This is a genomic window from Maribacter sp. Hel_I_7, assembly GCF_000688315.1.
Taxonomy (GTDB): Bacteria; Bacteroidota; Bacteroidia; order Flavobacteriales; family Flavobacteriaceae; genus Maribacter; species Maribacter stanieri.
Map to the genome: position 1 here is coordinate 1 of NZ_JHZW01000002.1, position 13,821 is coordinate 13,821.

Annotated in this window: 26 protein-coding genes; 3 read left to right on the forward strand and 23 right to left on the reverse strand. The window is 34.6% G+C overall.

Annotated features, from left to right (window positions below):
• Positions 1–165: 165 nt before the first annotated feature.
• From P178_RS0101350 to P178_RS0101430, 15 genes are all read right to left on the reverse strand, one after another.
• Positions 166–438: a hypothetical protein gene (locus tag P178_RS0101350; RefSeq protein ID WP_027064537.1), complete on the reverse strand. Its 273-nt coding sequence runs from the start codon at positions 436–438 to the stop codon at positions 166–168.
• A gap of 70 nt (positions 439–508) precedes the next feature.
• Positions 509–748 carry a hypothetical protein gene (locus P178_RS0101355; RefSeq protein ID WP_027064538.1) on the reverse strand — a complete coding sequence of 80 codons (240 nt, stop codon included), beginning with the start codon at positions 746–748 and terminating at the stop codon, positions 509–511.
• 175 nt (positions 749–923) lie between these two features.
• Positions 924–1,079, reverse strand: a complete 156-nt coding sequence (locus P178_RS23095; RefSeq protein WP_155941554.1) for a DUF2528 family protein — start codon at positions 1,077–1,079, stop codon at positions 924–926.
• Between the two features lie 214 nt (positions 1,080–1,293).
• Entirely contained in the window at positions 1,294–1,773 is a 480-nt protein-coding gene (locus tag P178_RS0101370) for a hypothetical protein (protein WP_155941555.1), read from the reverse strand.
• 127 nt (positions 1,774–1,900) lie between these two features.
• Positions 1,901–2,296, reverse strand: coding sequence for a hypothetical protein (locus tag P178_RS21250; protein WP_051638136.1), 396 nt, complete (start codon positions 2,294–2,296; stop codon positions 1,901–1,903).
• Positions 2,293–2,499: a hypothetical protein gene (locus tag P178_RS0101380; RefSeq protein WP_027064541.1), complete on the reverse strand. Its 207-nt coding sequence runs from the start codon at positions 2,497–2,499 to the stop codon at positions 2,293–2,295. The genes P178_RS21250 and P178_RS0101380 overlap by 4 nt, the downstream gene beginning before the upstream one ends.
• A gap of 58 nt (positions 2,500–2,557) precedes the next feature.
• Positions 2,558–2,752 carry a hypothetical protein gene (locus P178_RS0101385; protein ID WP_027064542.1) on the reverse strand — a complete coding sequence of 65 codons (195 nt, stop codon included), beginning with the start codon at positions 2,750–2,752 and terminating at the stop codon, positions 2,558–2,560.
• A gap of 20 nt (positions 2,753–2,772) precedes the next feature.
• A complete protein-coding gene (locus tag P178_RS23100; RefSeq protein ID WP_155941556.1) occupies positions 2,773–2,934 on the reverse strand; it encodes a hypothetical protein in 162 nt (53 codons plus the stop codon).
• A gap of 784 nt (positions 2,935–3,718) precedes the next feature.
• Positions 3,719–3,967, reverse strand: a complete 249-nt coding sequence (locus P178_RS0101400; RefSeq protein WP_027064544.1) for a hypothetical protein — start codon at positions 3,965–3,967, stop codon at positions 3,719–3,721.
• 239 nt (positions 3,968–4,206) lie between these two features.
• Entirely contained in the window at positions 4,207–4,443 is a 237-nt protein-coding gene (locus tag P178_RS0101405; RefSeq protein WP_197026770.1) for a hypothetical protein, read from the reverse strand.
• A 2-nt stretch (positions 4,444–4,445) separates the two neighbouring features.
• The gene (locus P178_RS0101410; RefSeq protein ID WP_027064546.1) at positions 4,446–7,415 is read right to left on the reverse strand and encodes a DNA primase; all 2,970 of its coding nucleotides are present in this window, start codon (positions 7,413–7,415) and stop codon (positions 4,446–4,448) included.
• Positions 7,416–7,418: 3 nt separating this feature from the next.
• Positions 7,419–7,685 (reverse strand): hypothetical protein, encoded by a 267-nt coding sequence (locus P178_RS0101415; protein WP_027064547.1) that lies wholly within the window; start codon positions 7,683–7,685, stop codon positions 7,419–7,421.
• Positions 7,685–7,810 carry a hypothetical protein gene (locus P178_RS23610; protein WP_262493273.1) on the reverse strand — a complete coding sequence of 42 codons (126 nt, stop codon included), beginning with the start codon at positions 7,808–7,810 and terminating at the stop codon, positions 7,685–7,687. Before P178_RS23610 ends, P178_RS0101415 begins: the two co-directional genes overlap by 1 nt.
• A 93-nt stretch (positions 7,811–7,903) precedes the next feature.
• Positions 7,904–8,464 carry a hypothetical protein gene (locus tag P178_RS0101425; protein ID WP_027064548.1) on the reverse strand — a complete coding sequence of 187 codons (561 nt, stop codon included), beginning with the start codon at positions 8,462–8,464 and terminating at the stop codon, positions 7,904–7,906.
• Between the two features lie 11 nt (positions 8,465–8,475).
• Positions 8,476–8,745 (reverse strand): hypothetical protein, encoded by a 270-nt coding sequence (locus P178_RS0101430; protein ID WP_027064549.1) that lies wholly within the window; start codon positions 8,743–8,745, stop codon positions 8,476–8,478.
• 93 nt (positions 8,746–8,838) lie between these two features.
• On the opposite strand from P178_RS0101430, the gene P178_RS22510 reads away from it, so the two are divergent.
• Positions 8,839–9,162, forward strand: coding sequence for a helix-turn-helix domain-containing protein (locus tag P178_RS22510; protein WP_051638137.1), 324 nt, complete (start codon positions 8,839–8,841; stop codon positions 9,160–9,162).
• Positions 9,163–9,299: 137 nt separating this feature from the next.
• Here the strand turns inward: P178_RS22510 and P178_RS0101440 are convergent, their stop codons facing one another.
• The 3 genes from P178_RS0101440 to P178_RS23105 are packed head-to-tail and all read right to left on the reverse strand — an operon-like array spanning position 9,300 to position 10,356.
• Positions 9,300–9,872: a hypothetical protein gene (locus P178_RS0101440; protein ID WP_027064550.1), complete on the reverse strand. Its 573-nt coding sequence runs from the start codon at positions 9,870–9,872 to the stop codon at positions 9,300–9,302.
• Positions 9,873–9,892: 20 nt separating this feature from the next.
• On the reverse strand, positions 9,893–10,195 hold the full coding sequence (locus P178_RS0101445; protein WP_027064551.1) for a hypothetical protein: 303 nt from the start codon (positions 10,193–10,195) through the stop codon (positions 9,893–9,895).
• Positions 10,192–10,356, reverse strand: coding sequence for a hypothetical protein (locus P178_RS23105; RefSeq protein WP_155941558.1), 165 nt, complete (start codon positions 10,354–10,356; stop codon positions 10,192–10,194). The genes P178_RS0101445 and P178_RS23105 overlap by 4 nt, the downstream gene beginning before the upstream one ends.
• A 120-nt stretch (positions 10,357–10,476) precedes the next feature.
• Here P178_RS23105 and P178_RS21260 point away from each other — a divergent pair, with 120 nt between their 5' ends.
• Positions 10,477–10,764 (forward strand): helix-turn-helix domain-containing protein, encoded by a 288-nt coding sequence (locus P178_RS21260; RefSeq protein WP_036145546.1) that lies wholly within the window; start codon positions 10,477–10,479, stop codon positions 10,762–10,764.
• Positions 10,765–10,903: 139 nt separating this feature from the next.
• On the opposite strand, the gene P178_RS0101460 is transcribed toward P178_RS21260, so the two are convergent.
• The 3 genes from P178_RS0101460 to P178_RS0101470 all read right to left on the reverse strand — a co-directional run bounded on the left by P178_RS0101460 (position 10,904) and on the right by P178_RS0101470 (position 12,435).
• Positions 10,904–11,446 (reverse strand): retropepsin-like aspartic protease, encoded by a 543-nt coding sequence (locus tag P178_RS0101460; RefSeq protein ID WP_027064552.1) that lies wholly within the window; start codon positions 11,444–11,446, stop codon positions 10,904–10,906.
• Entirely contained in the window at positions 11,439–11,678 is a 240-nt protein-coding gene (locus P178_RS0101465) for a hypothetical protein (protein ID WP_027064553.1), read from the reverse strand. The genes P178_RS0101460 and P178_RS0101465 overlap by 8 nt, the downstream gene beginning before the upstream one ends.
• A 223-nt stretch (positions 11,679–11,901) precedes the next feature.
• Positions 11,902–12,435, reverse strand: a complete 534-nt coding sequence (locus P178_RS0101470) for a hypothetical protein (RefSeq protein WP_027064554.1) — start codon at positions 12,433–12,435, stop codon at positions 11,902–11,904.
• Between the two features lie 36 nt (positions 12,436–12,471).
• Here P178_RS0101470 and P178_RS0101475 point away from each other — a divergent pair, with 36 nt between their 5' ends.
• On the forward strand, positions 12,472–12,681 hold the full coding sequence (locus P178_RS0101475) for a hypothetical protein (protein ID WP_027064555.1): 210 nt from the start codon (positions 12,472–12,474) through the stop codon (positions 12,679–12,681).
• 146 nt (positions 12,682–12,827) lie between these two features.
• Here P178_RS0101475 and P178_RS0101480 read toward each other — a convergent pair whose 3' ends face one another.
• Positions 12,828–13,055: a hypothetical protein gene (locus tag P178_RS0101480; protein WP_231500494.1), complete on the reverse strand. Its 228-nt coding sequence runs from the start codon at positions 13,053–13,055 to the stop codon at positions 12,828–12,830.
• Between the two features lie 71 nt (positions 13,056–13,126).
• Positions 13,127–13,798, reverse strand: coding sequence for a hypothetical protein (locus P178_RS0101485; RefSeq protein WP_027064557.1), 672 nt, complete (start codon positions 13,796–13,798; stop codon positions 13,127–13,129).
• Positions 13,799–13,821 lie beyond the last annotated feature (23 nt).

Below are 13,821 nucleotides of genomic sequence, written 5' to 3' on the forward strand. Positions count from 1 at the left end.
TATACGGAAGTATCTTAGTCTACTGCACCAGGCGTTCGCTACCGGGCATAAAAAAACTCCAGTATTAGAGGTTCTATTTGAAAAGAAACGATGCGATAACAGTTGCTATAACCAAAAGCTCGTGCCTCGCTACTGGTCATAGCTTGGTGTTGTAAAACATATTGCTTAGTTCTTTGATATTTCTTGTTCGTCGTAATCCATCCCCATAAATTCAAAAGCAACTAAGTCAGTATCAATATAATTTTGTGTGTAATTATTTTCAAGTATGTATTTGTGGTGTTCAGATAAGACTAAGGATAAGTCTACTTTGTCGCAAGACGATTTTACATTACTATGTAAAATTAATTTCTTGGCATGGTACGCTTCTGCAAAGGCAAATATTTCTTTGCGTGTGTCAATATCTAAATCTGATTTTTGATAAAACTCTTGTGCTTTCATTATTGTTTAATTTTAAGTTAATATTTACTAAGGCTTGTTATTGCTATTGAAACTAATCTTACATTTTACGTTATCCATCATTTGAGCTTGCTACATTCTGAACTCTATATACTTTACATGGGTACGTAGCTTTTTTCTCAGCAGCGGAGAAATCAGTACCACATTCAAAAACATCTCCGTTTTTGTCTAGCCAAATCCATTGTTCGCCACCTCTAATTTTATCTGGTAGTATACCAGGCACTCTGCTAATCCATTGTAATTTGCTACTGAGTTCAAAAAGAAACTCCGCATTCACCATTATTTTTTCCATTGCTGATTGTTTACTATTAATTGATCATTGCATTTACTTTTATCATGCAGCGCCTTGCAGTTCCAGCAGACGAGGGCACCGGTGACGGCATCTCTAAAACCATTGAACAATACATCGTTCTTTGGTTTGGATGCTGTACCGCAATAGCTGCACGTTTTTATATTACTGAAGAGATTCATTTCATTTCATCCATTTCAATCTCACTAAAATCAATCCCTTCAACACTGATTAGTTTAATTCCATAACTTCCATCTAACTCAGGAAATCCTTCCGCATCTTCAAAATCAGACAACACACCTCTTAAATTATGAACATTAGTGGTCGCAAACACATTGCTGTTCTACAATACAACCTACCCAGTTCATCATAAATGTTTTTTTCCAAGTCCCAATCCCAAGAGAAGAATTCTAATAACATTTTCGCATCACCTTCAGATAATTTCTCAATATCAATTTCTAAATGGCAGAAGCATCTCCCAGTTATATTCGTACTTATATGTTTTAATTTTCATTTTCTAATTTATTTTTTTTACGGTCAACCAACAACTAATAACGAACATCTGACCAATGAATAATCCTTCCTTTAAAATCTGTATTGAACCAAGTAAAGAATGCCTCTACGGTGGGGAAGCCATCGTTGAGCGCTAGTTCTGTAACGTCTGTGATCCATGCGCCATCTATAAACACCAATGGTCTTTCCAATTTACATTTGTCCTGGTCTATCCATTGTATCTCCAGCTCCTGGATCGCGGTCACTTTTTTAACCGGTGCAAAACGCATCATACTTATTTTGCGAACATCTATATAAAAGTGAATATCCAATCCCACTTTCCAACGGTGAGCTTTGTCTTCGCGAATGGTATGCGGTTTACCGAACTCTAATTTTTTATACATAGGCATATCAAACCTATTACAAAATAAAGCCTGTTGAAATCCGGTATCTATAGGCTCATCACCTAGACCTTTCCATAATTTCTCTACAAAATACGTTGGCTCACCTGCCAACGCTCCCATTTCTTGGGCCACTTTGTGCTAATACCTAAGATCATAATTAGTTAATTTGTTAAACCTTTTCAAAACATAGCCTTCGCTTTTTCTGGAGACCAATAACACATTAAATCTTTTTTCATAACAAAAGCATTCCATTCCGAACTTAATAATAGTGCATCGGCATCTTTAATGTACATACTATACGGATATTTAATACCAAATTTTTAGCAATTACTACAGATAGATTATGTTCCAGCTCCTTATAGCAAGGCATTAATTTTTTAAAAGGACTAGGCATATCACCTAAGTAAGCCTCGCTTGCATCATGAAGTAGACCTGCTAATTCATCATTCGTTCCGGCTAAACAATCAGAAACATAGAATGAATGTTGCGCTACGCTATAAAAACCTTCTAAATGTCCACCAAACCTAGGTGTATATGCTAGTGCATGAGCAATATCTTCGATACAGATAGAATCTGGATCCAGTTTTCTAATATCAAAGCATTTTCCCGTATAAGTTCTAATACTATTCTCTGTATATTCTTGATCTAATATCATACCGTTTCTTTTTTAGGGGTTTCTATTAATCCGTAGAAAGTATTGTTGCCGCATTTGGGACATACCTGTTCTTTACTATTGATCACACCTTCGGTTCTACGCCATTTACGCTCATCTGGCAAACCTTGCCATTTACAAACTCTTCTGGTACACTCGTACGCCACGGCGGTATCTCCGCTTCTAGTATATTTTCTTTTCGCCATAATTGATTATTGATTATTGTTAATTTATTACTGCCAACTGTTACTGCCAACCGCCTACTTATTTCGGAACCCCGTACCCTTTTTGCTTTCCCTTAAAATTAAAAATCGGATAAGGATAACTTCTTGCTTGAGCGGCATAAGCCTCTGCAGGTAGTTGCTTTCTAAAAAATTTGGTTAATCCTTCTTCAATTCTTTTGGTTACATCTACCCTTGTACCCGTGTAAAAACCGTAATCTTCCTCTTTTTTTGCCATAATTATTTACTGTTTATTGATTATAAATTATTGTTCATTGGTTTTAATTTTGCTGTTTTGGTATCCAATGTTTGACCCATCTCGTTAGCCAACACTTCAAGCTCTTCCCAGGCTTGATAATATCCTTTTAATTGCGCGTGAATGTACTTGGCCGATCGTTCTATATCTGATGCTCTAGCCATATCAACAATCCAATTTTTTGTTAGACAATATTTTATCGCAATGTCTACAGCGTATCTGCATAGCTTCACAGGTTACCGATGATGGTAACATTTCATAATACCAGTCTGTATGCCGGCACCCTAATTGATTAAGCCACCTAAGCAGTTTCCAAATTTTCATATAATTGATTTTAATGGTTATTAATACCTGCGTACAACAAAAATTTTGTCATCGTTACAAAATAATTTCACGATTTGTAGTAGAAAATAGATGATGGTACCCAAGAAAAAAGCAAGAAAAAAGCTAACTACGATAAACGGTATCCCTATTAATTTTAGATATTTCATAACTCCGTTATTTAAATTAAGCGGCATCACTTTTGGGCGCAATCTTTGTTTTGTACAAGTGTTCGTATAATTCAAACATTTTTTTACACCATACTTTTTTCGATGGATCGTACCGAATTTCACCTGGTTTAATCTTGATTATTTCATGCGGAAAAATTCGTGTGTTTTATTGAACTCTATCTCTAGAAAATAGTAGCCATATTTTAATACCGGATAAATACCAATCCCGTTTTTGTTGCACCGGTGCATGTACGTGTATTCTTGACGTTTGCTCATCGTGGTCTTCTTTTTAAGGATAGATGACGAATACATGCATTCGCCCACAGGTTGATATACATGGGCAACGGATCGCCAAATTCATCGGCAAAATATTTAAACACCCTGCACGCCTTGAATATCTCATTAATATTCTCGCACTTTGCGAAAATGGCTGCCACTTCTAATCGCGTATATTTTTTCATATTTCTTTAAATTTTTCATTCCATTGAACTGGAACATATATCATATTATTTTTTAACCAAGAAGCCAGCTCATCTACATCTGTATTCTCATGAATTTTTAAAGGTTGGTTCATAAACTCACCTGTAACCATACTCTTTAACCAAAATGGTTGACCATAATTCAACGTTTTATCGTCTAATTTCAAGTCACTGGCCGTAGCTTTTCTAACTTTCATTACTACACTACATTCTAATGTATCGCTCATAAAAAAACTTTTTAATGCTCTCGCGTTATACTTAAATAACCTTTCACGTTTCAACACTTCAACATCATTGATAATCAGATACTTACGCTTAAAAAGGTGTTGAAAGTGTTTGAAACACAAAACAGCTTCAAACACTTTCAAACAACTTCAACACCTTTTCAACACCTTACTTTTATAGTTAATCATTTGATTTTTAGTTTATTAAGTATTATTTATTTAGGTGTTGAAACGTTTGAAGTTCAAAAGGGTAAATCTTTCTGCTCCGTATTATTTATTTTTTCTTCAGGGGTTGCAGGGGATGGAAACAAAGAGTTCTCATTCCGCTGAAAATCAACCGCAAACTTTATCTCATCTTTAATAGGTATCTCTTGTATCTGCACCAAATAGGCAGATGTAGCCTTAGATTCTTTACCAGGCGCAAAACGGACCCCTGCGATAGTGTCTATAAATGATTTATCTTTTTTCAATGCATCCATCATTACTCCCTTAGCCGGGCGCTATCTCTGTACTGCGTATACCATTGCCGTTGTACCCGATTGTAACAGCTGGTAAAATTGAAATACAGTCTATCACCGTCAAGTTTTAAATCACGGCCGTCTCTAATTTGGTCTGCCACCGTACCTCGCATACTCGCCAAGAAACAATCCCACCAACGATTGATTACACTAGCGCTGTTCATTTTGCTCATTTGACTATCGATAGTCTTATCGAAATGGGACATCATATCTTCATGGCTAAAAGGAAAGCTTACCTCGGGTATATTCTGAAACATCTGGTAAAATGTTCCCAGTACCGAAAGATTTTGAACCATTCTACTCTGTGCCTCTGGTCTACGTTGTGCTAGAGTGCTCTTAAATTCTCTATACCTACCCTTGAAATTATTTTTTACGGATGCCCTATGGTGCAAGAACATATCCGTATAGCCACTGATACCTTTTTTTACAATATCACTAAGCTTCTCGTACTCTTTTGTGTCCTCGTCATCAAAAACGGTCTTATCCATAAACTCCCAAATAAATCTTGAAATCAAAGCTTCTTGATCGGGAGCATAATTACCGGTCATAATTACACTTGAAAGAATGGGAATGCTCTCTGTACCCACATGACTATCTATATTTCCTCTTTTATAGCCACGTCTATCCCATAATCCTTTAAGAACTCCATCTAATTTTGGATCACCGTTCTTATATTCACTTAATTGAGAAATTAAATTACAGAACTGGGCAAATTCTCGAACCTGCGCTTTAATAGTACTTACGCCACCCTCTAAGTTAATAGCGGTCTGTGGTCTTCCTGAGAAACTCTGACATACATCCGCTAATTGATCTTTACCTGAAGAAGCAGGTCCAAATAAGAACAGCATAGGGAAAGAATTTAGCTCAGAAACAACAATATCTTGAAATATAGAAGCTATGGAGAACAGGATACCCATCATACCATGACTTCGATGAACTTTAATGAGCTGATTGGTAAAGTTTTGAAAGTTTATAGTGGGTGGCAGGGAGACCACTCTTTTTTGAGCCTCGAACTTATAGATGTTCGTACTGTATATTTTATTGGCACTAGGCACATAATACATAACGTTTTTATGTTCAAATACTCCGTTATCATCTATAGTGATATCATTTTCGCTAGGCACTGTTACTTTGTTGTTCCATACCCAGAACCCTTCAGGTTGCCAACCAAGCACTTCAATCTTACGACCGGTACCCATTGAATCGAACAGAAACGTTTTAAGAAGTTCGTGTTCTTTACGACCACCTTTCCATCTAAAGTTGCCGTGCGCCGTTACAGCGTTTTCAAATGACATGGGGGTGTTCATTTCAGCGCTCTGCATATCAAAAATGCGTTCAAGTTTATGCACGTTCTTAATACGTACCAGCTTCATTGGGTACTTTTCATCTTGCATATGTTGAATAATCTCAATGTCGAAATTGCTGTAACTTTTAAAAGTAAAAGGGGGTTCAGCGCCTTGCTGTACATAAATCTGATGATTGGCCATGAACATTTGATACTTTTCAATGATCGGCCTTATATTTTCCAATGGCTCTTTTACACTTTCAGGAAGGCGGTAGAAATCTTCTGAAGAAAACTCTTGTATTCGTTTGTTCTGATTTCCCTTGATATCTTTTATAAGTGATAGTTCTTTAAACCACTTATTTATTTCGGTTGGTTTTACTGAGCTTTCTTTAGTTAACCAGTCCTTATAAATACTGCGGATGCCTTCGTCTGAAATATCACTTACCAGTTGAACTAATTCTTTAGTTGACTGCGCAATTGCAACGGCATCTTTTGCCTTAAAGCGATGTGCCATCAAGAATTTAAATCCATCTTGACGATAGTTTATATTGTCACTTAGATTGCTTAAATCGTATTTACGTGCAGCAACTTTATGATAGCGAATAAAATCGTCTGGGTCCAACTGTGGTTGGTTCACTACAAGTTGTACTCGAAACCCTTCCTTAATAAATTCAGGTATATACCTGAGCATTGCTTTTTTACCAGGTCCGTCTGGGTCAAAATTAAAAATGATACGATCGCATAATTTTTTTAGCAAACGGATTTGACCGATTGCAATAGCTGTGCCACACCCAGCAATGGTATTGGGTATACCGTTGGTTTGCCAGGCAATTACATCATTATACCCTTCGACCAACCAGGCTTCGCCCTTTTTAACTATCGCTTCACGAGCTTTGTCCAGTCCGTACCAAAAAATTCCTTTTTTGTATAGCTCACTATCTGCAGAATTTATCCATTTAGCGTACTTTTTATTGTCTACCAATGCCCTACCTGCGATACCTACCGGTAGTAATGAAGTGCCTTTACGCTCAACCAAAGGATAAATAACTCTGTTATGCCATTTATCACCCGTATCCGATATTAAGCCCAATGTAATGGCATCTGCCTTTCTACCGTTGGCTACACATAAATCATAAAGAAACTTGCCACCAGGTGCATATCCAATCCTATAGTCTTCGACAATATCATTAGAATACTCTCGTTTACCGAATACCTCCAATTTAGCAGGGTGGTCTTCAGGTAGTTCTTGAAATGCTTGTTCAAATTTTCTTAAACTACTTTCTAATAAAGGGCGAAGGGCTTCCTTTTTTTCTTGCTTTTCATGATAAGCCCTGGTGGCCTTATTATCTTCATATTGTAACTCTACATTATATTTTTTCGCCAACCACTCAATCGCTTCAGGGTATGTGATACCCTCTTTTTTCATTAGAAAACTAACTGCAGAGTTGCCACTATTTCCATTGCTAAAATCTTTCCAAATTCCCTTTGCAGGTGAAACCATAAAACTTCCTGAAGATTCATTTATCCATGGGCTTAGTCCTTTAAATTGCGCCCCTGCTTTTTTAAGTTCAACAAAATCCTTAATGACTTCAACCATATCGGAAATTTCCCAAACCTTTTCGATTGAATCTTTTGATATAAATGGCATTGTTTACTTGTTTTTTTCGTTATAACCTTCCACTTCCGCGTTCCAAAAATTCCTCAATTGTTCGTCTATTATCGAGGGCCACATTACTATTTCGTCTTCAGGTAACTTCGATTCAGCAATTAAATCCACATGAAATGAAGATATACCTGCCACAAAAGCCTTTTTCATTTCGGATAATTGAACAGGATTAATTTTGCTCTTATCCACATTTGATAATTTCAAATAGTGGTCGAACCATGATTGTATATTGAATTCTGGTTTAGTAGCCATTACTTCGCTTTATTTAATTGAAAAAACATTCTTTTCGTTGCCTTGGCATCTATGATGGTGAACACTGCCATACCGAACAGGAAGCCAGCCGATAAGAACATTGTGATATAGATAATTAGATTCATAAGGTTTGGTTTAAAAACCCTGCTGCCCCAACAGCAGGGTAACTAACTAATATATAATAGCCGGCGTGTGCTCCAGCTGCACCTAGGATTCTCCTAGATAAGATTAAGGCGTTGGCCTATTATTGTTGATTCTTGCTTGGTCTGTACACCAAGCTTTTGATATAGTTTCTTTTTAGCAAGGTGAAAAGAGCCTAAAGGCAGGTTCATTTCACTTGCGATAACATCATTGGTGTTATTGGTAGACAACATTTGTACTAGCGTAATATCTTGATGATCTAACCGCGCACCGTTATACTGAACCGCTTTACACAATACCCCTTCTGATGCACATGTACCACGCAAAGGGCACGGCCACCATTCACCATCTTGAACCCCATCGGTAGACATATCGGCTTTATAGTCCAACCCACCAAAACGGCATTTTACAAATTGCTCTAATCGTTTGTAGCTACTCGCTGGGTGCATATCGAACAGGTGAATTTTAACCTCATGATCTTTATCGATTTCATCTTGCAACATTTGCATATAAGAGAAAGGAAGTTGAGTTAAATCCATCACGCTACCATTGGTAATCGCTTTAATATTATCGTTATCGATAAAAAATTCAACAGCATCGCTGGTGAGTCCGGGTAATAATTTGTTCTGGTTTGTCATAACAGTTTTATTTAGTGGTTACTGATTAAATTGCTCACGGTTCTTTTTGCCGTTTTATTTTCAAGTGCGATCTCTGCCAAGACGTTTAACACTATCCAATCTTCGACAATACCGCTTTTGATATTGCGTATACTACCAGAAGAATAAGTAAGCTGCTTTTTAGCCAGACGGCTTTTCGCTTCTTTTACATACCCATATTTAAGGTGCTCTTTTAGAAAATCAAGAACCTCTTTATGCGAATGCACATTCTCTGCAGGTGTATTTTTAATTATATTTGTCAAGGTTTGTCTATTTATGTCAACAAATATATTCTAATCTGTCTATTATTTACAAATAATATATTCTTATTTGTCTAATTTATAATTGTTCTAAATATGGAATTTGGGGAAAAAATGCGAGAACTAATTGATAAAAAGGGACTTACACAAAAGGAGTTTGCCCATGAGATCAATATGAACTATGCTCATACGAACAAGTTCTTTACAGGTCGTACACCGAATATGGAGTTCATATTAAAAGTGGTAAAACGTTTTCCTGAAATAGATTTGAATTGGTTGCTATTGCCACACGAGCATCGCAAAATAAATGATCGTGTCGCAGAGCAACCTGCCGATTACAATGCGTCTAAAGCCATGCAGTACATTACCGGAGTAGAAGAAAAACTAGAAGAATTAAAGAAATATTTGACACAAATTTGACACACAAATTTTATAACGCCATTGATTACTAACTCGTTACATTCTGAAAATAAACCCTGTCGAGGTCACTAAAAACAAAGGGGTTTACAAAGATTTATTTTGTAGCCCCTTTTTCATTTGCCCACTATTTACCCATTTTAAGTGGTTTTTACGGAATTTCTACCTGCTTTATTCCTCCTTACCCCCTCTATTAAAAGTTTTGCTCTTCCAATATATTGATCAACAGTAATTTTTTTTTCATTGTGCTCCTCCCAAATATCCCCATAACTCTCACTAAATTCATTCAACTTATCTTGAGATAAATTATTAAGTTCCTCTGGGGTCATACCTAATAATATATAATCTACCTCAAATGGCATATAATAATCGGTTTCCGCTAAATTCTGGAATATTTGACTATAGCTATATACTTTATCTAGTTCTATGAGGTATTGTTTAAACTGTGCATCATGAAATCCAAGATTCTCTATAATACACTCAATAGCAGTATAAAAGATATCGGTTTTTATTCGTTGTGGTGATTCCAATTTTTCAATTGTTTTATTGATTGTGTCTGCTAAATCCACAAAGTTCAAAACCTCTAATGCAGATTTAAATTTTTCCTTTTGACCACCATACTTTAATCTATTAGTTTCCAATACCATATAATTATACGGGTTGTCGATGATTGTTTTAGCTACTTCAATTGATCTTGCTCCTGATAATACCATAATGTTTGATTTTTAAATTGTTATTTGATTCTTATTAAATTTTTCTTTTTAAATGTTTTGACTTGAATAAAGAAATTCTCGGCTTTCTCTTTGTATGACAATGAGCCATCGTTACCTACGGATTCAAATATGGATAAATATTCATCTTCTTTACCTTTTACGGTTCTTGGGTCAAATCCAAAAAGTATCTGTATGTATGGATTTACATTTATATCAGAATCATTACTGGTCTTACAAATATTATTTATTTGTTCAGATACATAATACTGTCTAAATAATCCCGTCAACAATTCGATTTTTAAGTTTTTTTTGATTGCTTTCATTTTAATTGATTTTTACTATTTGTTATTTGAATTTTTAATGTCCACTTAAATATTTTAAATATTATTTTGGGTTGTATTTCTGATTGTCTTTCCATCGCTTTATCCCAGATGTCTTCAAACTCTTCATTCGTGAAATATCCCCTGTTTAATATATCTTCCATACTTTAAATGTTAATTATTTATTCAAATATACATTACAAGTATATTATATACAAATAAAAATATACTTTATTTGTATTTTTTAACATATTTATATACATTTGAAGTATTAAAGAGAAGATATGTTTAGGATTAAAGAGGTATTAAAAGAAAAGAATATGACGTCTATTGCACTTGCGGATGGTGTAGGTGTTGCCAGTAATACTATAGCACGGATAAATAGCGGTGTAGCAAAACCAAGTATAGAACTATTAGAAAAGATTTCCGATACATTGGATGTTGATATTAGGGAACTGTTTAAGCCTGGTAAAGGTCATTCTTTACTTAATGGTTTTGTAGAGTATAAGAATACTATATACCGTATAGAAACAAAGGAGGATTTAGAAACCCTACTAAACAAGCTTAATTAATATGGAATCAGATAAGTTTCAAAAAAATATGATTTGGTTTATCTTCGGGATATGTGGATTGATGGTATTCATTACTAAATGTGAATGGGGTTAAAGTACAGGGCTGTACTATTATAGTTTGTATTACTCCTTTAATAATTTATCTTCCCTTACCTTTTCCTTTTCCCTTACCTCTCCTTTGGTAACTAGATTTTACTGGGTTCTTTTTAGCTACTCTAATTTTATCTTCTTGTACGTAGTCAATTTGTTTAGTAGAAGGAATCCGAAATGTAAAACAAGATGTACCTTTAAAATTAGTGAATGCAAAATCTCCTAAAGAAATAATATCCATACCAATTAACATCTCAGTATTACCAGATAGAATAGCTTCAACAACTTTAACACCTACAACATTTATTTTATTAGGTAAATAAATATTTACAAGATAAGTATTAACTCTGTGTGAACCACCAGCGTGGTGAGAGGTAACTACTCCAGTTGGCTTTAACCCGAGCTCCTTTGCAACCTTAGCGGTAATGACTGTTCCTGTAGCACCAGTATCCCAGATTGCTTCATATTCTTTTAATACTAATGGATTAGCGGATCCGCCTCCTAAAGGAACAGCATCTGAAACTCCACATTTTGTTTTCAGTACATTTATTCGGTGTGGTACTTTTAAAGTAAACGCTTTAATTTTAGTCATTAATTACAACTCTAGAATGATAAGTTTCAGTATAATCTTCATCTCCTGGGCTACATTTTTGAATTAAAAATGTACCAACCTCGTTACTTTTTCTAGATTCTGTAAGAGCTTCAATTTCTGAATTATAACTACCTAAAACTTCGTTACCTTTTATAACAATAAAACTACCTCCATAAGTTTCCAACAGAGCAGACTGATTGTCTAAGTAAAACTTAAATTCTTTTTCTAACATAATTTATTTTTGCAATTATCAATTTACAAAAAGGGTTGCAAATCTACGAATTATTTACATATCAATGCTTTAACCAAATATAATACCAAATATTGTATTAATTAGATTAATTACCCATTTAGTAAGATAGATTTATTTTTATTTTATCAGCTCTCGAAAACGATAATAAAAAATTAAGGTTTTGTAAGCTATTTGTAAGCACGTAATGACACTAAAAAACTCCTTAACCCTGCTGCGTTACTTTCATTATACAATACCCATCATCATAAGAATATGTAATAAAGGGTTTGTATTTGGGTATATTACGATACACCTTCCACGCTTCATAGCTTGGATAATCACGTCTTCGACTACCTAAGTAGTTTCTATCGATCATCATAACAACAAGTGATCCGGGTAAGTTGTAATTTACTATTGGTAACGGAGCGGATAAATCAATAGTTCTGGTAACGTTATCTTGTAGATTATCGAATATTTCGTCGAAAACCCTAACCATTTTCCAACCTCTTCCCCGTTCCGGTTCATTATCAAAATGTGTGTAATATTTCTTTGAAGGATTAATATGGCGATAACTCCAAGCAGCAACAATTCTAAAACTTTGATAAATCCTATTGTCATTAAAGTGCATATCCTCCATTTCGGACATTCTAATATCTAATTTAATGCCCTTACTCGCATTCTTTAATTTGCCATTTGACAATACCTGTATTCCCGGCCCACCACCACCCTCGGTGTACAACTTCATTTCAACTTCCATAATTTTATCTATTTATTAATTTTATACTTTTACCCAATGGGTATATTTATCTTACTTTTAATTATAATTGGTTTTGGGGCATTTGGTTATTTTATACTCACTTCCATTTTTGATTTATTCATTGGTTCTAATAAAGAACCCAAAACAAGCACCTACATAGATAACTCCGTTCACTATCATCAACATTTAACTATTGTTAAAAAAGATGAGACTATAACTGAAACTAGAACAGAGATAAAGTATTAATGATTATTGGAGATACAAGTCGCTAAATCACTTTTATTAATTTAATTATGTAAATTCTTTGAATTATAATTGAATTTACCGTTACTGAAAACTATGTAAATAGAATAATCCCCACCGTATGGCAGGAATTATTCTTAGTATCCTACTTAAAGCCCCATAGAATTAATTATCCTATCTAATTCTTCTGATGAAGGCTCTTTTTCAATGTCTGTCCTTGGTTGCTCTCCAACCATATTCAGGTATCTATTCTCGTGAATTTTAAATATATCCTCCAAATGATTGTGATTATCAATTTTAACATCACTTAGGAACACCTCTTTTAAATGCTCTGGTATTTGACTATTGTTAAACATTTCATTGATTTTAGTCGTCATTGAGGAAATTTCAAACAGGCTAATATCAGTTCCTTTCAATTTTCTTGTAATACTTTCAATTTTCATAATTCTTATTTTTTAGTTAATTGCAAACTCCTTTGTAATTTATTTTCCACGTGATAAATACCCCTTGCGAATGGAACATACTTATATTCAGAATCAATATCCTTTCTTTCAGGTTTCACTATCAAGAATTTTTGTTCTACATTAGAATTACCATGCCAACTAACACCTTTTGGGGCACCTGGATGCAAATCACAATAATCAATAAAGTTCTTTTCATTCTCTTTTAAAATGTTGCAAATTTTCAGGGCAAAATCTAAAATTTCATTCTGCTTAACATTTTGTGTAAAGTATGTAAAATCGTTTTCTATGGACGCCTTACCTTGATTTGTCATAACTAAATCTGTTCCAGATAAAGACAATTCACTTCCATTAAATTGATTCACCATATTCTGCAAACTTCTTTCTAAAGAAGGGGGGTCTACTCCTAACAATCTATAATTTTCGGAATTCGACGCTTTAGGAAACGGAAACTTATTTTCTATAGTCTCTAGAAAATACTGGTAACCCCTACTTAAAAGTCTTTTTCTGACCTCATTAGAAGGTTTCTCGTCTAACATTCTTTCAGCTTTAACCAATACCGAAATAATAGATTTCTTCAAATCTTCATTTTTCCTGATTCTCGATTCAATACCATTGTAATCAACCTCTATTATTCGAGGTGCAAATTTTTCACTCATACTATTTATATTTAAAAATTAAA